General features: G+C 60.8%; 18 protein-coding genes. 11 read left to right on the top strand and 7 right to left on the bottom strand.

The annotated features are described in order from the left end of the window. The first annotated feature begins 348 nt into the window (after nt 1–348). Complete coding sequence (gene oxlT / locus FRZ40_RS19775) at nt 349–1,674, top strand: oxalate/formate MFS antiporter (protein ID WP_028365935.1); 1,326 nt, start codon at nt 349–351, stop codon at nt 1,672–1,674. A 739-nt stretch (nt 1,675–2,413) separates the two neighbouring features. Here oxlT and FRZ40_RS19770 read toward each other — a convergent pair. After that, nucleotides 2,414–2,674, bottom strand: a complete 261-nt coding sequence (locus FRZ40_RS19770; RefSeq protein WP_231516423.1) for a hypothetical protein — start codon at nt 2,672–2,674, stop codon at nt 2,414–2,416. Between the two features lie 399 nt (nt 2,675–3,073). On the opposite strand from FRZ40_RS19770, the gene FRZ40_RS19765 reads away from it, so the two are divergent. The 8 genes from FRZ40_RS19765 to FRZ40_RS19725 all read left to right on the top strand — a co-directional run bounded on the left by FRZ40_RS19765 (nt 3,074) and on the right by FRZ40_RS19725 (nt 12,126). Then, entirely contained in the window at nt 3,074–3,793 is a 720-nt protein-coding gene (locus FRZ40_RS19765) for a GntR family transcriptional regulator (protein WP_028371337.1), read from the top strand. A gap of 206 nt (nt 3,794–3,999) precedes the next feature. Further along, complete coding sequence (gene oxc / locus FRZ40_RS19760) at nt 4,000–5,739, top strand: oxalyl-CoA decarboxylase (protein WP_147235302.1); 1,740 nt, start codon at nt 4,000–4,002, stop codon at nt 5,737–5,739. Between the two features lie 26 nt (nt 5,740–5,765). Then, nucleotides 5,766–7,016 (top strand): formyl-CoA transferase, encoded by a 1,251-nt coding sequence (gene frc, locus FRZ40_RS19755; RefSeq protein ID WP_028371335.1) that lies wholly within the window; start codon nt 5,766–5,768, stop codon nt 7,014–7,016. 122 nt (nt 7,017–7,138) lie between these two features. After that, on the top strand, nt 7,139–7,570 hold the full coding sequence (locus FRZ40_RS19750) for a PAS sensor domain-containing protein (protein WP_028371334.1): 432 nt from the start codon (nt 7,139–7,141) through the stop codon (nt 7,568–7,570). Between the two features lie 117 nt (nt 7,571–7,687). Then, nucleotides 7,688–7,915: a hypothetical protein gene (locus tag FRZ40_RS19745; RefSeq protein WP_028371333.1), complete on the top strand. Its 228-nt coding sequence runs from the start codon at nt 7,688–7,690 to the stop codon at nt 7,913–7,915. Between the two features lie 894 nt (nt 7,916–8,809). After that, entirely contained in the window at nt 8,810–10,057 is a 1,248-nt protein-coding gene (gene frc, locus FRZ40_RS19735) for a formyl-CoA transferase (RefSeq protein WP_147235300.1), read from the top strand. A gap of 69 nt (nt 10,058–10,126) precedes the next feature. Next, nucleotides 10,127–10,924 carry a fumarylacetoacetate hydrolase family protein gene (locus FRZ40_RS19730; protein ID WP_028370554.1) on the top strand — a complete coding sequence of 266 codons (798 nt, stop codon included), beginning with the start codon at nt 10,127–10,129 and terminating at the stop codon, nt 10,922–10,924. A gap of 173 nt (nt 10,925–11,097) precedes the next feature. After that, entirely contained in the window at nt 11,098–12,126 is a 1,029-nt protein-coding gene (locus FRZ40_RS19725) for a 2-dehydropantoate 2-reductase (RefSeq protein WP_147235298.1), read from the top strand. A gap of 61 nt (nt 12,127–12,187) precedes the next feature. Here the strand turns inward: FRZ40_RS19725 and FRZ40_RS19720 are convergent, their stop codons facing one another. Both FRZ40_RS19720 and FRZ40_RS19715 read right to left on the bottom strand, forming a co-directional pair. After that, nucleotides 12,188–12,373: a hypothetical protein gene (locus FRZ40_RS19720; protein WP_147235296.1), complete on the bottom strand. Its 186-nt coding sequence runs from the start codon at nt 12,371–12,373 to the stop codon at nt 12,188–12,190. Nucleotides 12,374–12,759: 386 nt separating this feature from the next. Beyond that, on the bottom strand, nt 12,760–13,884 hold the full coding sequence (locus FRZ40_RS19715; protein WP_028370557.1) for a porin: 1,125 nt from the start codon (nt 13,882–13,884) through the stop codon (nt 12,760–12,762). Nucleotides 13,885–14,201: 317 nt separating this feature from the next. Between FRZ40_RS19715 and FRZ40_RS19710 the strand changes: the two genes are divergently transcribed. Both FRZ40_RS19710 and FRZ40_RS19705 read left to right on the top strand, forming a co-directional pair. Then, entirely contained in the window at nt 14,202–14,990 is a 789-nt protein-coding gene (locus FRZ40_RS19710) for an SDR family NAD(P)-dependent oxidoreductase (protein ID WP_028370558.1), read from the top strand. Between the two features lie 110 nt (nt 14,991–15,100). Then, nucleotides 15,101–15,919, top strand: a complete 819-nt coding sequence (locus FRZ40_RS19705) for a DUF72 domain-containing protein (protein WP_147235294.1) — start codon at nt 15,101–15,103, stop codon at nt 15,917–15,919. 23 nt (nt 15,920–15,942) lie between these two features. Here the strand turns inward: FRZ40_RS19705 and FRZ40_RS19700 are convergent, their stop codons facing one another. The 4 genes from FRZ40_RS19700 to FRZ40_RS19685 all read right to left on the bottom strand — a co-directional run bounded on the left by FRZ40_RS19700 (nt 15,943) and on the right by FRZ40_RS19685 (nt 19,080). Further along, entirely contained in the window at nt 15,943–16,281 is a 339-nt protein-coding gene (locus FRZ40_RS19700; RefSeq protein WP_028370560.1) for a hypothetical protein, read from the bottom strand. A 365-nt stretch (nt 16,282–16,646) separates the two neighbouring features. Further along, nucleotides 16,647–16,949 (bottom strand): DUF4148 domain-containing protein, encoded by a 303-nt coding sequence (locus FRZ40_RS19695; RefSeq protein WP_147235292.1) that lies wholly within the window; start codon nt 16,947–16,949, stop codon nt 16,647–16,649. Nucleotides 16,950–17,176: 227 nt separating this feature from the next. Continuing rightward, nucleotides 17,177–18,328 (bottom strand): porin, encoded by a 1,152-nt coding sequence (locus tag FRZ40_RS19690; protein ID WP_147235291.1) that lies wholly within the window; start codon nt 18,326–18,328, stop codon nt 17,177–17,179. A gap of 305 nt (nt 18,329–18,633) precedes the next feature. Beyond that, nucleotides 18,634–19,080 (bottom strand): hypothetical protein, encoded by a 447-nt coding sequence (locus FRZ40_RS19685; protein WP_028370563.1) that lies wholly within the window; start codon nt 19,078–19,080, stop codon nt 18,634–18,636. Between the last annotated feature and the right edge of the window lie 357 nt (nt 19,081–19,437).

Raw genomic sequence — 19,437 nt, 5'->3', positions numbered from 1 at the left:
CTCTGCGCGCACCGCGCCATCGCATCCATAAACGATCGCGAATAGATTCAATAACTTTCTTTAATTATTCGCAATCCAGCGAGGCCCCTTACGATGGGTTCGCCCGGTAAGTGGCTTGCCATAAGGGTTAACGCGTGCGAATGCGCATTTATGTGCATCGCATTGGGGAAAATCCGCAGGCCGCTCGAATAAAAATGTAAAGACTGCAACCTGTTTGAATGGTTAACTACGCAGGTCTGTCGACAGTCCCTAACGCCGGGTGGAACAAAATCAGTAAGGCGGATGCAGCGGTGCCATCACGAATGGCGCGGCCAGCATCAAGACAATATAGAAGCGGAGACGATGCTCATGAATGGAAACACCCGACAGGCGACGGGAAGCAGCTTGCTTTCAAACCGTTGGTGTCAGCTGGTGATCGGCATGCTGTGCATGGCGCTGGTCGCTAATCTTCAATATGCCTGGACGCTCTTTGTCGCGCCGATGAATGCGCGGCATCACTGGGGCGAAGCATCGATTCAGCTTGCGTTCTCGATCTTCATTGTCACGGAGACGTGGCTCGTGCCCGTCGAAGGATGGCTCGTCGACCGCTTCGGTCCGCGTCCTGTGGTGGCGGGCGGCGCGATCTGCGCGGGTCTCGCGTGGATGATGTTCGCGCATGCGACGACCTTGCCCGAGCTGTATATCGGCTCCGTCATCGCGGGCATTGGTGCGGGCGGCGTGTACGGCACGTGCGTCGGCAATGCGCTGAAGTGGTTTCCGGACAAGCGCGGTCTTGCGGCTGGCCTGACGGCTGCGGGCTTCGGCGCAGGCGCGGCCGTCACCGTGATTCCGATTGCGAATATGATTTCGCGCTCGGGTTACGAGCACACGTTCCTGTTCTTCGGCATTCTGCAGGGCGTCGCGATCTTCGTGCTGGCGTTGTTGCTGCACAAGCCGGTGGCGCGCGCGACGACGGGCGTGAAGCGCAAGTTCGCGGTGAGCAAGATCGATTACACGCCGGGGCAGATGATCAAGACGCCGGTGTTCTGGGTGATCTATGTGTCGTTCGTCGCGGTCGCGGCGGGCGGTCTGATGGCGACGGCGCAAATCGGTCCGATCGCGAAGGACTGGGGCCTCGCCAAGCTGCCGATGACGATGTTCGGCATGACGCTGCCGCTGCTCACGATGACGCTGTCGATCGACAACATCTGCAATGGCTTTACGCGTCCGCTGTGCGGCTTCATTTCGGACAAGATCGGCCGCGAGAACACGATGTTCGCGATCTTTATCGGCGAAGGGCTCGCTTTGCTGGGCATGATGCAGTACGGGCAGAATCCGTATGCGTTCATGACGTTCGCGGCGCTGATCTTCCTGTTCTGGGGTGAGATTTTCTCGATCTTTCCGGCGATCTGCGCGGACACGTTCGGCAGCAAGTTTGCGGCTTCGAATGCGGGCACTTTGTACACCGCGAAGGGGACTGCGGCTTTGCTCGTGCCGCTGGCTTCTGTGTTGTCCGCCGCCGGCGGGTGGAATCTGGTGTTTATCGTGTCGGCTGTGATTACGATTGCCGCCGGCGTGTCCGCCAAGTTTGTTCTTGCGCCGATGCGGGCTCGGTGGATTGAGTCTGGGGCGTCGGCAAGCGCCGCGTCTTCTTCTGCTGGTGGTTCTGGGCTGCGTGCCAGTTCTGGTGAATAACTAGTGGTTTTCGCTGGCATCCGCTTTGTGTTATCGGTTTGCTAGCGTTGCCCCTGTGCGGGGCGGCACCTACTTTTCTTTGCAGCGGCAAAGAAAAGTAGGCAAAAGAAAGCCGCTCACACCGCTAATTCTTGTGTTTGCCTGCGGGCCCCCAGCGGGTCCCGCACTCCACACGACAACACGACATTCTGCGCGCGTTGCCAGCGTACTAACTCACGCATCGCCCACTTCACACTCCCGCGTCACGTACTGCGTTACCAGGAAGGCCACGGCCGCCCAGGTGGCAAACGGTGTGTAGGCTGTCGCGACGGAAATGCACCACTCCGGACTGAAAAGCGGGATCGGTGTCGTAGAAGCGCCAACGCGTAAGGTGCGACAAGCTACACACCGTTTGCCACCTGGGCGGCGCAGACGGTTCGCTGCCGCGGGCCGTGCTACGGGTGACTGGAGTGGGTGATGCGCGTGTTAAAGGAGCTGGCAACGCGCGTAGGACAGTGCGTTGCCGTGTGGAGTGCGGGACCCGTCGGGGGCCCGCAGGCAAACACAAGGATTAGCGGTGTGAGCGGCTTTCTTTTGCCTACTTTTCTTTGCCGCTGCAAAGAAAAGTAGGTGCTGCCCCGCACAGGGGCAACGCTAGCAGCACCGATACGAATTCGCGGATGCCAGCGCAGCAAACCGCCGATGCCAGCGCAGCAGAAAAGACCAGAAATGGCGACTGCGTCGCAGACAAAAAAGAGCGTCAAGCACCTGCAAGAGCAGGCACTGCATCATCGGAAAAGTACTGCGAAATAGAGAACACGGAACGAGAAGCCCGCTCCGCATCGCCAGATGCGACAACCCGTGTGGGCAACACATCAGGCGCCTGCGCGCTCTTCCTGGCAAGAATCGCCGCACACAAAAACTCAGCGCTATACGCATTCAGCAAATGCGCCTGATGCGCCTGAAGATAAGCCACGACGCGAGCATGCTCGCCATCGATCGTCGCGAGCGACGTCAGCATCTCCGCGTCCCAGCGGAACCTCAGCCCAAGATCGGCGAATGCGCTGTTGAACGCGCACAGCTGCGTCTCGACGGCGCGGTCGTAGTCGGTCCGGTGTTGATCGTGTGCGTTGCGCATCATCCCCTCCAGTTCAATCGGTTGCGTTACGACAGCTTAGGCGCGACGATCAATTCACGATAGTTAAAGTTTTCTTTTAAAACTATTCATTAATGTTTATGGAAAGACCGCTGCAAACCTAGGGTGCAGGAGAATTGGTGGCGAATAGATATGTGATATACAGTATTGCACATATGCAAAGCGGTATTGCAGACACGCAGAAGGGCCGAACGACCACGCCGTATCCGGCGCGTCCGTCGAGCAGGCCGCCACCGTTTTCGACACCGAGGAGACACGTCGATCATGTCCACCGACACGCAAGAGAATGTCCGCGCGGTCCCATTGAGCCTGAATCTCACGCCGATCAACGCGACGGCTTCGCTGCGCGATCAGGCATATGCGCGGCTCAAGCAGGCGATCGCGAACACCGACATCTATCACTCGCGTGAAGAGGTTCGTCTGGATGAGAAGGAACTGACGGAAGCGCTCGGTGTGAGCCGCACGCCCGTGCGCGAAGCGATGACGCTGCTCGAACAGGAAGGCTTCCTGCGCACGGTGCCGCGGCGCGGCGTCTACATCTTGCGCAAGACGAAGAAAGAGATCGTCGAGATGATCTGCATGTGGGCCGCGCTGGAAAGCGTGGCCGCGCGGCTCGCGACTCTGCGCGCGTCGAACGAGGACATCGCGAAACTGCGCGGCATGTTCGACGACTTCCACTCGGCGACGCCGACCGAGCACATCGAGGAGTACTCCGAGGTGAACATCGCGTTTCATCAGGCGCTCGTCGAGTTGTCCGGCTCGCAGATCATCCTCGACACGATCAAGAACATCTTCATGCACGTGCGCGCGATACGCCGCATGACCATCGCGCAGAGCGACCGCGCATCGCGTTCGATCGAAGACCACATGCGCATCATCGAGGCGCTCGAAGCGCGCGACACCGAGCGCGTCGAAACGCTCGTGCGTCAGCACTCGCTCGACCTCGCGCTGTACGTCGAAGCGCATTGCGATTTTCTGGACTGAGGCCGCTACGACCCCAGGACTATCCCGTATGGGCGCTTGATGCAATGCACGATTCAGACGCCCAAACCCCTCAGACACAAAGCCCTAGCCAACTTTTGCAATGCAACAACATGAATCGACGCCTGCAAAAATCCGTTGACTAATATTGTGTTTGGAATATTGTATATCACGAGACGCACACAACACCCGGCCAAGGAGGAGACGTCATGGCAGATGTACTTGAGATCAGACCGCAAGAATCCGCTGAAGAGAACGCACAACAATTGACGGACGGTTTCCACCTCGTCATCGATGCGCTGAAAGCGAACGATATCGACACGATTTTTGGTCTGGTCGGCATTCCTATCACCGACCTCGCGCGCCTCGCGCAAGCGGAAGGAATGCGCTTTATCGGTTTCCGTCACGAGCAGCACGCAGGTCATGCAGCCGCTATCGCCGGCTACATGACGCAGAAGCCCGGCATCTGCCTCACGGTGTCCGCACCGGGCTTCCTGAACGGCCTTACGGCACTGGCGAACGCCACGACGAACTGCTTCCCGATGATCCTGATCAGCGGATCGAGCGAACGCGAGATCGTCGACCTGCAGCAAGGCGACTACGAAGAAATGGATCAGCTGAACGCAGCGAAGCCGTATGCGAAGGCTGCGTATCGCGTGCTGCACGCAGAGGACATCGGCGTCGGTCTCGCGCGCGCCATTCGCGCTGCCGTGTCGGGCCGTCCTGGCGGCGTGTATCTCGACCTGCCCGCGAAACTGCTGTCGCAGACCATCGATGCAGTGAAGGCAAAGCAGTCGATCATCCGTGTGATCGACGCCGCGCCGCGCCAGCTGCCGGCGCCGGATTCCGTCAAGCGCGCAATCGATCTGCTGAAGGGCGCGAAGCGTCCGCTGGTGCTGCTCGGCAAGGGCGCATCGTATTCGCAGGCGGACAAGGAAATCCGCGCGTTCATCGAAAAGACGGGCATTCCGTATCTGCCCATGTCGATGGCCAAGGGCCTGCTGCCCGACACGCACGAGCAATCGGCCTCGGCTGCGCGTTCGTTCGTACTGGCCGAGTCGGATGTCGTCGTGCTGGTCGGCGCGCGTCTGAACTGGCTGCTGTCGCACGGCAAGGGCAAGACGTGGGGCAAGCCGAAGCAGTTCGTGCAGATCGATATCTCGGCGCAGGAAATGGACAGCAACGTCGCGATCGCGGCGCCGATCGTCGGTGACATCGGTTCGTGCGTGGCATCGCTGCTCGATCAGGTCGGCGACGACTTCCCGCAGCCGCCGAAGGAATGGATCGACGCGGTCAACGAGAAGAAGAATACGAACCTGCAAAAGATGGCCGCGACGCTCGCGAAGAATCCGTCGCCGATGAACTTCCACAGCGCGCTGCGCGTGCTGCGCGACATCGTCAAGGCGAACCCGGACATCAACGTGGTGAACGAAGGCGCGAACACGCTCGACTATGCGCGCGCCATTATCGACATGTACCAGCCGCGCAAGCGCTTCGACTCGGGTACGTGGGGCGTGATGGGCATCGGCATGGGCTTCGCGATCGGCGCAGCCGTGACGAGCGGCAAGCAGGTGCTCGCGATCGAAGGCGATAGCGCGTTCGGCTTCAGCGGCATGGAACTCGAAACGATCTGCCGTTACGAGCTGCCTGTCTGCACGATCATCTTCAACAACAACGGCGTGTATCGCGGCACCGACGTGAACCCAACGGGCGGCAAGGACGTCGCGCCGACCGTGTTCGTCAAGGACGCGCGCTACGACAAGATGATCGAGGCATTCGGCGGCATCGGCTACAACGTGACGACCCCTGAAGAGCTCGAGAAGGCCGTGAACGAAGCCATCGCTTCCGGCAAGCCGACGCTCATCAACGCAGTGATCGACGAAGCGGCGGGCACGGAAAGCGGACGCCTGACCAATCTGAACCCGCAAAGCGCGGCAATGAAAAAGTAACAGCAGCCAAACACGGAGATACAAAAGTGAGCAAACCACTCGAAGGCGTCAAGATCATCGACTTCACGCACGTCCAGGCAGGTCCGGCGTGCACCCAGTTGCTTGCCTGGTTCGGCGCGGATGTGATCAAGGTCGAACGTCCCGGTGCAGGCGACGTGACGCGCAACCAGCTGCGCGACATTCCCGAGGCTGACGCGCTGTACTTCACGATGCTCAACAGCAACAAGCGCTCGCTGACGCTCGACACGAAGACGCAGGACGGCAAGGAAGTGCTCGAACGCCTGATCAAGGAATCGGACGTGCTGGTCGAGAACTTCGCACCGGGCGCGCTCGACCGCATGGGCTTCACGTGGGAGCGCATCAACGAACTGAACCCGAAGATGATCGTCGCCTCCGTCAAGGGCTTCAGCGACGGCCACCACTACGACGACCTGAAGGTCTATGAAAACGTCGCGCAGTGCGCAGGCGGCGCGGCATCGACGACGGGCTTCTGGGACGGCCCGCCGACGGTCAGCGCGGCAGCGCTCGGCGACAGCAACACGGGTATGCATCTCGCGATCGGCATTCTCACGGCGCTGATCGGCCGCGACAAGACAGGCAAGGGCCAGAAGGTGGCCGTGTCGATGCAGGACAGCGTGATCAACCTGTGCCGCGTGAAGCTGCGCGACCAGCAGCGTCTGGACCGCGTCGGCTACCTCGAAGAGTATCCGCAGTATCCGCACGGCGAATTCACCGATGTCGTGCCGCGCGGCGGCAACGCTGGCGGCGGCGGTCAGCCGGGCTGGGTGCTCAAGTGCAAGGGCTGGGAAACGGACCCGAACGCGTACATCTATTTCACGGTTCAGGGCCATGCATGGGAGCCGATCTGCCGTGCAATCGGCAAGCCGGAATGGATCGACGATCCGGCATACAAGACGGCGCAGGCGCGTCAGCCGCACATCTTCGATATCTTCAACACGATCGAACAGTGGCTCGCCGACAAGACGAAGTTCGAAGCTGTGGACATTCTTCGCAAGTTCGACATTCCGTGTTCGCCCGTTCTGTCGATGAAGGAAATCGCCAATGACGAATCGCTGCGCAAGAGCGGCACGATCGTTGAAGTGGACCACAAGGCGCGCGGCAAGTACCTGACGGTCGGCAGCCCGATCAAGTTCTCGGACATGAAGCCGGAAATCACGGGTTCGCCGCTGCTCGGCGAGCACACGGAGGAAGTGCTTGCAGGTCTCGGCTACAGCTTCGAGCAGATCGCGAACATGCGGGAAGCGAAAGTGGTGTAATCGAAGCAGGCGTTTGACGGGACTGCGCTGCGCTGGAGAGCAGCGCGGTCCGATAAACAGCGCCCGCGTGGCGCTGTTTTCAACTGAGCGGCAGCGAAGCCCAATAACACACGAGCCCCTATATGCAAGCAGCCATCGACTATGAACAGCTGGTGAACGCGATCGGCGATGCCGTCGTGATCTCCGACAAGAGCGGCGCGATTACGCTGTGGAATCCCGCAGCGGAGCGCATGTTCGGTTTCACTCAAGAAGAAGCACTCGGCAAATCGCTCGATCTGATCATTCCCGAGCGCCTGCGTGGGCGTCATTGGGAAGGCTACGAAAAGACCATGGCGACGGGACAGACGCGCTACGGTCACGATCTTCTGCGCGTGCCTTCCGTACACAAGGATGGCCGTGCGCTGTCCATCGCTTTTACTGTTGCATTGCTTTATTCGCCTGAGCGCGAATTGACGGGCATCGTCGCGGTGATCCGCGATGAGACCGCGCGCTTCCAGGAAGACCGCAGTCTGCGCAAGCGCATCGCGGAACTTGAGGCGCGTGTCGGCGCCTGATGTAGCGTTGTTCCCGTTTTTTTGCCTGAAGGCGGCCATGCGGCGGGCCGCTTTGCGCTTCGCGCAGTCGTTTATATCTTGTTCATCGCCATCGCGGCGATCGCACGGAGAATATCGATGCGTGTAGAAAACTTTGGACCTTATCAACTCGAACTGTCTGCCATGCAGTTCATTCATAACGGTGGATGGGCGGCTTTTGCTTCCGTTCGGAAACTTGATGATGGGGCTGAGGCGCCTGTTGCTGTGCTGCCTTTTCAGCAGGTTGTCGATCACACTGTGTTTGCTACTGAGGCCGCCGCTATTGCCGCTGCGCGCGGTGCTGTTGTGGCCATGATTCCTGTTTAGGTTTTTTTTGCTCCGCAGTTTTTTTGCTGGCATCCGCGTGTTCGTAATGGTTTGCTAGCGTTGCCCCTGTGCGGGGCGGCACCTACTTTTCTTTGCAGCGGCAAAGAAAAGTAGGCAAAAGAAAGCCGCTTACACCGCCAATCCTTCTTCCTGCCTGCGGGCCCCCAACGGGTCCCGCACTCCACACGGCAGCGCACTGTCTCACGCGCGTTGCCAGCGCCATTTTCAGGCGCATCACCCACTTCAATCGCCCGCGTTACTTACTGCGGTACCAGACAGTCCACGGCCGCCCAGGTGGCAAACGGTGTGTAGGTCGGCGCGCCGTTTGCGCCCCGGCACGGACTCCAACCGATCTCTACGTTTGGCTTCATCTTTGGTTCTGGAGCCTACATGTAAGTTGCTGGATGGCGGCCGTCGATTTTCCATATTGTGGGCTGTGACGTCGGTGCATGAAATGGGCAGGCGCCGGATCCGCGCGATTGCATCGGAGATCGCGTCGCAACGTGTCGTGTGAAGCGTCAGGGCGTTGAGGGCCCGTGGGTGATCGTCACGAGCCTGGCGGTGTGAGCGGCTTTCTTTTGCCTGCTTTTCTTTGCCGCTGCAAAGAAAAGCAGATGCCTCCCCGCACAGGGGCAACGCCCGCGCCGCGTAGGCGCCACGCGGAGGCCAGCGAAAAAGAGCCATGAAAATGCCGCGCAAACGCCAGCACGAGCTAGCAGAAAAACGCCCAGCCGCCAAAGGCGAACACAACGTGAACACCCTGGGGTTTATCCCCGCCCAAAAATCTGGGAAAAAGCTTGCCCAAATAGCGACCTGTAAATACGATATATCACATATCAGACGGGTTCGAAGCGAGCAAAATCCAACAGCATTCAACGATGATGGAGACGTAGCATGGGCAAAGCACTCGACGGTGTGCGCATTCTCGATTTCACGCACGTGCAATCGGGGCCGACCTGCACGCAGCTGCTCGCATGGTTCGGCGCGGACGTGATCAAGGTGGAGCGCGCAGGCGCAGGCGACATCACGCGCGAACAGCTGCGCGATGTGCCGGACGCCGACAGCCTGTACTTCACGATGCTCAACCACAACAAGCGTTCGGTGACCATCGACACGAAGAACCCCGAAGGCAAGCTCGTGCTCGAGGCGCTGATCCAGAAGTGCGACGTGCTGGTGGAGAACTTCGCGCCGGGCGCGCTCGATCGCATGGGCTTCACGTGGGAGCGCATCCAGGAACTCAATCCGAAGATGATCGTGGCGTCCGTGAAGGGCTTCGGTCCCGGTCCGTACGAAGACTGCAAGGTCTACGAGAACGTCGCGCAGTGCGTGGGCGGCGCGGCGTCGACGACGGGCTTCGACGATGGTCCGCCCGTCGTGACGGGTGCGCAGATCGGCGACAGCGGCACGGGTCTGCATCTGGCGCTTGGCATCGTCACGGCGCTCTACCAGCGCACGATGACGGGCCGCGGCCAGAAGGTGCTCGCGGCGATGCAGGACGGCGTGCTGAACCTGTGCCGCGTGAAGCTGCGCGACCAGCAGCGTCTGGAGCGCACGGGCGTGATGAAGGAGTACCCGCAGTATCCGAACGGCACGTTTGGCGAAGCCGTGCCGCGTGCAGGCAATGCATCGGGCGGCGGACAGCCGGGCTGGATTCTCAAGTGCAAGGGCTGGGAGCACGATCCGAACGCGTACATCTACTTCATTACGCAAGCCCCTGTGTGGGTGAAGATCTGCAACGTGATCGGCAAGGAAGAGTGGGCGACGGATCCTGAGTACGCGACGCCGAATGCACGCCTGCCGCGCCTGAAGGAAATCTTCGCGGAAGTCGAGCGCTGGACGATGACGAAGACGAAGTTCGAGGCGATGGAAATCCTCAACAAGTACGACATTCCGTGCGGCCCGATTCTGTCGATGAAGGAAATCGCAGACGACGAATCGCTGCGTAAAACAGGCACGATCGTCGAAGTCGATCACCCGGTGCGCGGCAAGTATCTGACGGTGGGCAATCCGATCAAGCTGTCGGACAGCCCGACGGAAGTGACGCGTTCGCCGCTGCTCGGCGAACACACCGACGAAGTGATGGCCGAACTCGGCTATTCGCCGGCACAGATCGAAGCGCTCAGGACAGTCGGCGCAATCTGAAGATTCAAACTCGTGACGCGGGCGTATTCACCGTGTCGGCCGATAAAAATCATTGTGGAGACAGTTTCGATGACATCGTGGATACGCTTCAGGCAGCCGCAAGGTCATATCGGTTTTGGCGTGCTCGCTGACGGCAGCATCGCCGAATTCGAAGGCGACATGTTCGGCGAAGCCGCAGCGAGCGGCAAGCAATGGAAACTGGACGACGTCGAGTTGTTGAGCCCCTGCCTGCCGACCAAAGTCGTCGCGCTCTGGAACAACTTTCATGCGCTGTCGCAAAAGCTCGGCAAGGCGGCGCCGTCGCATCCGCTGTTTCTGATCAAGCCGCCGATGTCCGTCATCGGTCCGGGCGCGCCCATTCGCCGTCCCAAAGGCTATAGCGGCAAGATTGCCTACGAAGGCGAACTCGGCATCGTCATCGGCAAGCGTTGCACGAATGTTTCGCCCGAAGAAGCCGACGACTACATCTTCGGCTATACCTGCATCAACGACGTCACGGCTGTCGACCTGCTGAACGAAGATCCGAATTTCGCGCAATGGTGCCGCTCGAAAGGCTTCGATACCTTCAGTTGCATCGGCCCCGCGATCGAACGGAATTTCGACTGGCGTAACGCGAATGTCATCACGCGCCTCGACGACGTCGAGCGGCAGAACTATCCGCTCTCCGACATGATCTTCACGCCGGCGGAACAGGTCAGCATGATCTCGCACGACATGACGCTGATGCCCGGCGACGTGATCGCGTGCGGCACGTCGGTCGGCGTTGGTTCGATCAAGGACGGCTCGACGGTCGTCGTGTCGATCGACGGGATCGGCGCATTGCCGAACCAGCTCGCAGCTGCGCGGCAACTCGAACCGGCCGCCTGATGGGAACGCGTTAGAAAGCACGCGCGAAAAGAACACGCACTGAGCATGCAAATGAGAGCCGGACGCGTCATCGCCAATGAGTCGACCATGCATCGACAATGACGACGGCGCGTAGCGTCGCTGGACGCCCGGCTCGATCTCACTGATCACTTCTTGAGAATGGGAGCAGATAGATGAAGATCTGTGTTTATGGAGCAGGCGCGATCGGCGCTTATGTCGGCGCGCAACTGGCGCTTGCGGGTGCGGATGTCAGTTTCGTCGCGCGCGGCCCGCATCTGGCCGCGATGCAGCGCAACGGCGTTCGTCTGTTGATCGACGATACGGAGCGACTCGTCAACGTACGCTGTTCGTCCGACCCGCGTGAGCTGGGTCCGCAGGACTACGTGATCATCGCGTTGAAGGCGCACTCGGTACCCGGCGTCATCGATGCGATGCAGCCGCTGCTTGGGCCGGAAACGGCTATCGTCACGGCCGTCAACGGCATTCCGTACTGGTACTTCTACAAGCATGGCGGCGAGTTCGCGAACTCGACGCTCGAAAGCATCGATCCGGGCGGCACGCAGTGGAAGAGGCTCGGGCCGGAGCGCGCGATCGGCTGCGTCGTGTATCCCGCAGCGGAAATCATCGAGCCGGGCGTCATCAAGCATGTGTACGGCAAGAAGTTTCCGATCGGCGAACCGGACGGCACGCGCACGCCTCGCGTCGAAGCGCTCTCGCAGATAATGACGGAAGCGGGACTCGAAGCGCCCATTCGCGACAACATCCGCGATGAAATCTGGCTGAAATTGTGGGGCAATCTCTGCTTCAACCCGATCAGCGCATTGACGCATGCGACGCTTGATGTCATCACGAGCCACGTCGGCACGCGTGCCGTCGCGAAGACGATGATGCTCGAAGCGAAGTCGGTCGCCGATCGCTTCGGTGTGCATTTCCGCGTGGATGTCGAGCGGCGCATCGACGGCGCGGGCGCAGTGGGCGCGCACAAGACCTCGATGCTGCAGGATCTCGAAGCGGGACGTCCGATGGAAATCGATCCGCTGCTGACCGTCGTGCAGGAGATGGGGCGCCTCGTCGGACACGAAACGCCGACCATCGACACCGTACTGGCGCTGATCAAATTGCGCGAGCAGATTGCGCAACAGAAGGACGATGCACCAGCCGCAAAACCCGAACAGGCCGCGCAAAGCGCAAAGGCCGCATAACGTAGATGCAAAAGCGCGCGGCCGCTGCTTCATCGATGCTTCGAAGCACGGCGCGCGCCATTCAACTCTCCGCGAGACAGGCTTCTTCACCCCGGCCGACGGTGTGGCCGACCCACAGCCCGGCGTCATAAGCCGCTTCCAGCGCGGTGCGCACGTCGGGATGCTCATCCAGATCGTCGATGCCGAGCGTTTCGCTCGCGATCGAGCCGAGCAGTTCGAGACGCTCTTCGTAGATGGGGTTTTTCATGGCACCTCCTTCACAAGGTTGAAATCGCTATGGCAGCCTCTGCTTGCTCGTTGCCGGTATGAACCTGAACGCGGCCCGGAAGCAGGCCTGTCAGCGGCAAGAGCACGAGTGCTGCGATCGAAATCGACCTGGAGAGAGGCGATGCGCGCAAGCGGATCTGCGCGTGCTGATCTCTGGCTTCCGTCTCAGGTTGAATCAGTGTGCGACTTCAATGTTAAGGAAGTACATGCGGCGGTGTGCGTGGTGTAGCGCCGCATATTGAAGTACTCCTCGAATGGCGTGACAACGCCGCGCATTCCGGCAATGGCATCGCGTCGATGCCAAAGTGGAATGTGCGCGGCTATTGTTTAGACGGATGATGGCCGTGGACAAGCCGCGCGGCACACTCAGAACACGTGCATCACGCCCACATACGCGCCCGTCTGCGATTCGCCCGGCAGCGGATTCGTATTCGCGTTGCCCGCTGCGTCGCGCGCGTTTGCCAGCAGAGAAAAATTCGACTGGCCGCTGTTGCGCAGATACGCGACCGTGCCGTATAGAAACGTGCGCTGGCTCAGGTGATAGGTGGACCCGAGCACGAACATCGTCGCGTGGCCGCCGGGGTCGTGCGAGGCGTCGCCGGCGCCTTCGTTCAGATGTACATAGAAGGCCGCTGCAGTGATCGCAAGTTGATGCGTTGCGTCCCACGTCGCGCCTAGCCAGTAGTAGTCGGCGCTATCGGACTGGCCTGCCGGCGTGTCGGGAGCAGAGAGATGCGTGTAGGCGCCCTGGATCTTCACGCTCGACACGCGCACGTTCGCGCCGACGAAGTACTCGCGCGAACTCGTGAAGATGTTCTCCATGCGGCCGTTCACGTCGCGTAGCTCGTCATAGATGCCGCGCACGTCGAACAGATCCGAGTGATACGTGAGCATGATCCCGTCCGAGCGGCCGAACTCGCCAGGCGCACCGCGGTTGAAACCGTCCGCCTGATTGCCGAATGCATACTGGCCCTGCACGTCGAAGCCATGGAACACGGGGCTGTGATACTCGACGTTGTTGCTCGTCTGCTGCCAGTTGCGGCCGCGCACGAGCGAGGCCGACGAGAACGCCTGCTGCACGAACGGATCGAATTCCCATACGCCGTCGCTATCGATGAACAGATTGCGGCCCGCCTGAATCTGGCCGAAGCGCTTGTCGGCCAGTCCGACATAGGCGCGGCGCGAGAACAGACGGCCGCCGCCCGTCGTGCCGTTCATCACCTGAAGGGCGGTTTCCAGATCGAATACCGACGACATCCCGCCGCCAAGATCTTCCGATCCCTTGAAGCCCAGCATGCTGGTGCCCCAGTCGCCGCCTTCCGCGGTCCAACTGGATGTGCTGCCGCCCGAGGGCTGCGCAATGTGGTTCAGATACTGGACGCCGCCATCGACGCGGCCATAGAGCGTCACGCTGTTCTGCGCGAATGCGGCAGGGCAGGCGAGAGGTAGCGCTGTGGCGAGCAGCGCGGCGAGCCGGGCGGGAGCCTTCATGAGCGTCTCTTCGTATCCTCGTTGGGGTGGATAACTCGTTATGGGCCATAGCGCCGGCACTTGAAGCGTTTTGCATCGATGCGCAGTCACGCGTGCGGCGAATGCTTGTCGGATGCTAGTACCGTTTGAAAAATCGTGCTGGCGAGTGTGCGCATGGCGACGTCGGCAGCGCAATCAAAAGGCTGCGTTCACGCTGCGTCCCCCCGACTGCAACATTTTTCCTCCGGTTCTACACTCGCGGATGCAGCTGCGCATTGCGGGTCGATCGCGCGGATGCGCATGTCCCGTCGGCAACCTCCGATTTGAAAGGAACCCAGATGGATCTCAAGATCAAGGACAAGCTCGCACTCGTGACGGGCTCGACGAAAGGCATTGGCCACGCAATCGCCGTGGGACTCGCGCGTGAGGGCGCGCACGTGATCGTCAACGGACGTTCGCAGCAATCGGTCGATCAGGCCGTGACGACGCTGCGCGCGCAAGTACCCGATGCGACTGTGCAGGGCTTCGCGGGCGACGTGTCCGACCCGGCGCAGGTCGCGCGGTTGGTCGAGCAGTTCCCGAGCGTCGACATTCTCGTCAACAACATGGGCATCTTCGATCCCAAACCGTTCGAAGAGATCTCCAATGAAGAATGGCTGCGTTTCTTCAACGTGAACGTGATGTCGGGCGTGCAGCTGTCGCGCGCGTATCTGCCCGGCATGAAGCAGAAGAACTGGGGGCGCGTGGTGTTCATCAGCAGTGAAAGCGGCATCCAGATTCCGACGGAGATGATTCACTACGGCTTGACCAAGACCGCGCAGCTCGCGCTGTCGCGCGGTCTCGCCGAAACCTGCGCGGGCACGGCCGTGACCGTCAACTCGGTGCTGCCGGGGCCGACCAGTTCGGACGGCGTCGAGGAATTCGTCGAGAAGCTGTCGGGCGGAGCGAGCTTCGAAAGCTTCGAAAAGCAGTTCTTCGTGGAGGCGCGGCCCAGTTCGATCCTCAAGCGCTTCACGACGCCCGAAGAGATCGCGAACATGGTCGTGTATGTGTGCTCGGAGCTGTCGTCGGCAACCAACGGCGCAGCGTTGCGCGCAGATGGCGGAGTCGTTCGCGCCGTGTTCTGAACCTTCGCGGGTCCATGCCTGGCAGCAATGATGTGCCGTTGCGGAAATAGCGGCTTTCATCGGCTATTCTGTGCATCATTGCTCCCGCGCGGCGCGCGAAGGCGTGAACCATGACCACTCGAAAAAGGACGGCAACAGCAACGCGCATTCGTGTCGGCATCGGCGGCTGGACGTTCGAACCGTGGCGCGGCGTGTTCTATCCGAAAGGGCTCGCGCAGAAGCGCGAGCTGGAATACGCGAGCCAACAGCTCACGACCATCGAAATCAACGGCACCTTCTACGGCTCGCAAAAGCCGGCGACGTTCGCGAAGTGGCACGACGAAACACCCGACAACTTTGTTTTCGCGCTGAAGGCGCCGCGTTTCGCGACGCATCGTCGGGTGCTGGCCGAAGCACGCGATTCGATCGATCGTTTCGTGGCGAGCGGCGTGCTCGAACTCAAGGACAAGCTCGGTCCGATCAACTGGCAATTCCCGCCGACCAGGCAGTTCGATGCCGACGACTTCGGCAGCTTCCTCGAACTGCTGCCCGCCGAGGCCGATGGCCGGACCTTGCGCCATGCCGTCGAAGTGCGGCACGAGAGCTTCTGCGACGAGGCATTCGTCGCGTTGGCGCGCAAGCACAATGTGGCGATCGTCGTTGCGGGCGACTCGAAATATCCGCAGATCGCCGACCCGACAGCGCCGTTCGTCTACGCGCGCATCATGGGCACGGAAGAGGCGCATCCGCTCGGCTATGCAAAGAAATCACTCGATCAATGGATCGAGCGGGCGCAGACATGGGCATCGGGCGGCACGCCCGACGATCTCGATACCTATGGACGTGCTGCGCCGAAGAAGGCGCGCGACGTTTATCTGTTCGTGATCAGCGGATACAAGGCGCACAACCCTGCTGCCGCGATGGCGCTGATCGAGCGCATCGGCGCGTAACGCCCGATACTCTGCCGCGCAGTTCAGCGCTCAGGCGCTTCGAGCGAGTACGACTCATCGGACAACGGCGCTGACGCGCTCACTGTGTTGCGCACGGGCGGCTCGAACGCGGCCCATTGCGTCCAGTCGGGCGTCGCGCCCGGCGTTTTCAGACGCAGCGCGCGAGAGCCATCGACGAATTCGAGCGATTCGAGTTCGAACAGACTCGTCGACGCGACGCCGCCTGGCGTCACGCTGCCCATCTGATGGGTGAAGTTCAGATTCCCCTCGCGCAGCAGATCCAGATAGCTGTCGCATTGCGCGGTGGGCGGCTTGACCTTCCACCGGTTCAGCAGTGTTGCGGCGATTTCGGCGTCGAACATCGTGATTTCTCCTCGCCTGAGCGCCGCGGGCCTTGTGGGACGCGGCGGGCTGGTGTCCGCTTCGGGGCGGACTATCCGTCAATAGTTAGCGCTTTCGCAGACGCGAAAGGCATGTCCACCCACCACTATAGTCAAAATCATGGTGCGCTGCACAAAGCCGGATGGAGTTCGAGGTCTAATCGTTGTTTTGGAGTCAATGCCGCGCGCCGACGCGTGATTAAGCGCTACACGTCAGTGAAAAGATGCGCGCTATTGCGTGTGAACAGGCGCGAGTTGCATGGCATTTTCGGGCGATCGCCGTGCGGCCACCACGTCGTGTGGCGCACGGCAGTTCGTCTGCAGATAACGTGAGGTGACGACGCGTGTCATTGAGCCGCGGCAGAATGCGCGGAGCCTGTCTGAGACGAACCCGACGTACCCGCGCCATAGGCCGATTGCGCGGCGCGTTTGGCGGCGAGCCGCTGCATCGCGTCCTGCACTTTCGACGGATAGGTGGGATCTTCGCCGCCACCGGCGCGATAGCCGACGGAAGCGAGATCGGTGAGTTCCTGGCGTACCTGCGCGCGCGTCAGGCGCGTGCTGGGTTCCTGCGCGTGCACGAGCGCGGGTGCGGCGGCGAACAAGGCCGCGGTCAGCGTGGCGACGGCGGCGGCAACGGTGGACTTCAAGACGTTCTCCCAATGAGATTCCGATGATTGCCGGCGGTGTTGCATGAGCCGGCAAGAGGAAGTCTACGGATCGCACGAATGGGGAAAAACCGTCGAGTCTGGAAGGCAGCCTTGCTGGTCGTAGAAAGATACAGGCAAGGAGCTGGGACGCCGCGTGCGAAAAAAAGCCCGCCGCGCGACATGCGGCGGGCTTCCAGAGCAAGTCCCGGAAGTTGCAGCGCTGCTGCCTAGAAGCGGTGACGCATGCCGATCGTCGCGACCACCTGATTCGCCGTCGACGATGCGCCGCCCGACGTATTGACGAACGCAACGTAGCCGTGTCCGATCGCGTGCTGGTACATCGCTTCGGCATAGACGTCCGTGCGCTTCGAGAACGCGTAGACGGCCTGTGCGTTGACCTGATTGAACTTCGGATCGGAGCCGAACGCAGCCGAGCCGCTGGTGTGGCCGTTCGTGTACGTATCCGTGATGCCGAACGAGATCGCGGGCGTGAACGCGTACTTGGCGTTCAGTTCGTAGTTGTCGAAGTGCATCGAGCCGTTCCTCATGCCGAATGCAGCCGATTGCTGATAGTGGCTGTTCGTATACACGAAACCGACGACAGCGGGACCGAACGCGTAGTTGATGCCCGCGCCGAACACGCGCTCGACGCCTGCGCCGACCTGGAAGCCGCCGATGCCGTTCGCCGCCGATTCAGCCGTATCGACAGCGCCGCCCGTGTTGGTCGTGCTGTTCGAGCCGTTGATCTGCAGGTAGCCGGCAGCGATGTTCAACGGACCCCACTGGTAGCTCGCGCCCGCGCTGTAGGCACGGTTGATCGCGAAATCGGTGCTGTTCGAGAACGCGTACAACGCGCCGAACTTGAAGCCCGCGTAGTTGGTGCTCGTGTACTTGACGGCGTTGCTCATCCGCACCGAGTGGTTGAGGTTGTCGTTGTCGAACGGGTGAGCGAAGCCCGTGTCGCCGAACGTGCCTGCCGTGCCCGACAGCGGCGCGACGAAGTCGACGAGCGAATCGTACTGGCGGCCCAGCGTGATCTGGCCGTAGTTGGCGCTGGCGAGACCGACGTACGCCTGACGGCCGAACAGACGGCTGTGCTGGCCGAGGTTGCCGTTTTGCACGTTGAAGCCGTTTTCGAGCACGAAGATCGCCTTGTAGCCGCCGCCCAGGTCTTCAGCGCCGCGCAGGCCGAAGCGGCTGCCGTTGATGGTGCCGCTCGTCGCTTGCCACAGCGCACCGCTCGTGCCGCTCTTCTGGACGTTGTTGGTGTACATGAGGCCTGCGTCGATGATGCCGTACAGCGTGACCGAGCTTTGCGCGTGTGCGGTCGATGCAGCAAGCGCGCCGAGCACCGCAATGGCGGCGGGGATTCTTTTCATGGTTAAGCTCCAGCTAGTCCAGACAGTGAGTGAAAAAACAGCCTGGCGAGTATAGGAAAACGCGGGGTCCGATTTAACGCGGTGTTGCTGCAGCAGACTCTTGCGTGCTGCGGCATGAATGCGTCATCAAATCGAAACAATCGCCGGAAAGTTCGCCTTGACGCGGCGCGCGACGAACCCGCAACGCATGAACTGCGCGGAAGAGATTACCTGGAGGGGGATTTCTGTTTGATGGCAGCGTGCACCGTTTGGGCGAATAACAACAGTCATGGACTGTTTGTGTAAAAAGCCCTGCAAAACAGGCGCTACCCTGCGCTGCACACGATGGCTGTCAGAACGAAAGGGAGAACCTGCTTGACGGTCGCTTCGCTGCCCGCCTGCTGCACGCGCACGCGCACCGATTCCGAAGGACCGGACACGACTACGCCGTAAATCGAATCGGCTTCTTCCTTGCCGCTGCCTTTGCGGAAGATCGCGTCGTCGCGCTGATAACCAAGCACCGCATATACATGAAAACCGAATGCAGTGAGATCGCGGCCGCGCTTGGGACGGAACGCATTCACCGAATTGGCCTCGACGCGCATCGGATTGGGGTCGATGTACTGGTCGTCGAGCAGCGGCTGAATGAAAGTGTGCGCGTCGCTCTTGCACACGAGCTGTCCGTCGAGTTCGAGCGCGCGCGCGGACCCGCAACAGAGTCCCACTCCCACGGCGCCCAGCACGGCAATCGAATGGATGAAGTCCTTTGTCATGGCACTGGCGCGAGACTGCGAGACCGTGAAGTGGCAAACGCCGCAACCCGATGTTAGCCCGAACTTGTCATACGCGTCAGCGAACGTCTGTGCGCTAGCGCGCGATGCCTGCCGTACGGGGACGGCGCGCAAACGCACTGGTGAGCCAATAATGTGCGCATGCCGGGTCTGACATGCGATACGTATGTGTCGTTCAATTGATGTCCAGGCTAACGGGGCGTTTATCGTTAAAGCAGATATAAGTATGGGATTTGCTTCGTTGACGGTCCGATACGCGGGCCGTAGATTGTTTCTATCGTTGCAACCTATAAAGAACATTCAGCGTGACAACCACCGTTTCGTCCCATCATCGCGCGG

It is taken from the genome of Paraburkholderia azotifigens (assembly GCF_007995085.1).
GTDB classification, from domain to species: domain Bacteria; phylum Pseudomonadota; class Gammaproteobacteria; order Burkholderiales; family Burkholderiaceae; genus Paraburkholderia; species Paraburkholderia azotifigens.
This window is presented reverse-complemented; position numbering and strand designations above follow the sequence as displayed.

Bases quoted from the DNA above. Each gene is read 5' to 3' on its own strand.
- oxlT (WP_028365935.1), top strand. From the start codon at position 349: ATGAATGGAAACACCCGACAGGCGACGGGAAGCAGCTTGCTTTCAAAC.
- FRZ40_RS19770 (WP_231516423.1), bottom strand. From the start codon at position 2,674: ATGCTGACGTCGCTCGCGACGATCGATGGCGAGCATGCTCGCGTCGTG.
- FRZ40_RS19765 (WP_028371337.1), top strand. From the start codon at position 3,074: ATGTCCACCGACACGCAAGAGAATGTCCGCGCGGTCCCATTGAGCCTG.
- oxc (WP_147235302.1), top strand. From the start codon at position 4,000: ATGGCAGATGTACTTGAGATCAGACCGCAAGAATCCGCTGAAGAGAAC.
- FRZ40_RS19750 (WP_028371334.1), top strand. From the start codon at position 7,139: ATGCAAGCAGCCATCGACTATGAACAGCTGGTGAACGCGATCGGCGAT.
- FRZ40_RS19745 (WP_028371333.1), top strand. From the start codon at position 7,688: ATGCGTGTAGAAAACTTTGGACCTTATCAACTCGAACTGTCTGCCATG.
- frc (WP_147235300.1), top strand. From the start codon at position 8,810: ATGGGCAAAGCACTCGACGGTGTGCGCATTCTCGATTTCACGCACGTG.
- FRZ40_RS19730 (WP_028370554.1), top strand. From the start codon at position 10,127: ATGACATCGTGGATACGCTTCAGGCAGCCGCAAGGTCATATCGGTTTT.
- FRZ40_RS19725 (WP_147235298.1), top strand. From the start codon at position 11,098: ATGAAGATCTGTGTTTATGGAGCAGGCGCGATCGGCGCTTATGTCGGC.
- FRZ40_RS19720 (WP_147235296.1), bottom strand. From the start codon at position 12,373: ATGAAAAACCCCATCTACGAAGAGCGTCTCGAACTGCTCGGCTCGATC.
- FRZ40_RS19715 (WP_028370557.1), bottom strand. From the start codon at position 13,884: ATGAAGGCTCCCGCCCGGCTCGCCGCGCTGCTCGCCACAGCGCTACCT.
- FRZ40_RS19710 (WP_028370558.1), top strand. From the start codon at position 14,202: ATGGATCTCAAGATCAAGGACAAGCTCGCACTCGTGACGGGCTCGACG.
- FRZ40_RS19705 (WP_147235294.1), top strand. From the start codon at position 15,101: ATGACCACTCGAAAAAGGACGGCAACAGCAACGCGCATTCGTGTCGGC.
- FRZ40_RS19700 (WP_028370560.1), bottom strand. From the start codon at position 16,281: ATGTTCGACGCCGAAATCGCCGCAACACTGCTGAACCGGTGGAAGGTC.
- FRZ40_RS19690 (WP_147235291.1), bottom strand. From the start codon at position 18,328: ATGAAAAGAATCCCCGCCGCCATTGCGGTGCTCGGCGCGCTTGCTGCA.
- FRZ40_RS19685 (WP_028370563.1), bottom strand. From the start codon at position 19,080: ATGACAAAGGACTTCATCCATTCGATTGCCGTGCTGGGCGCCGTGGGA.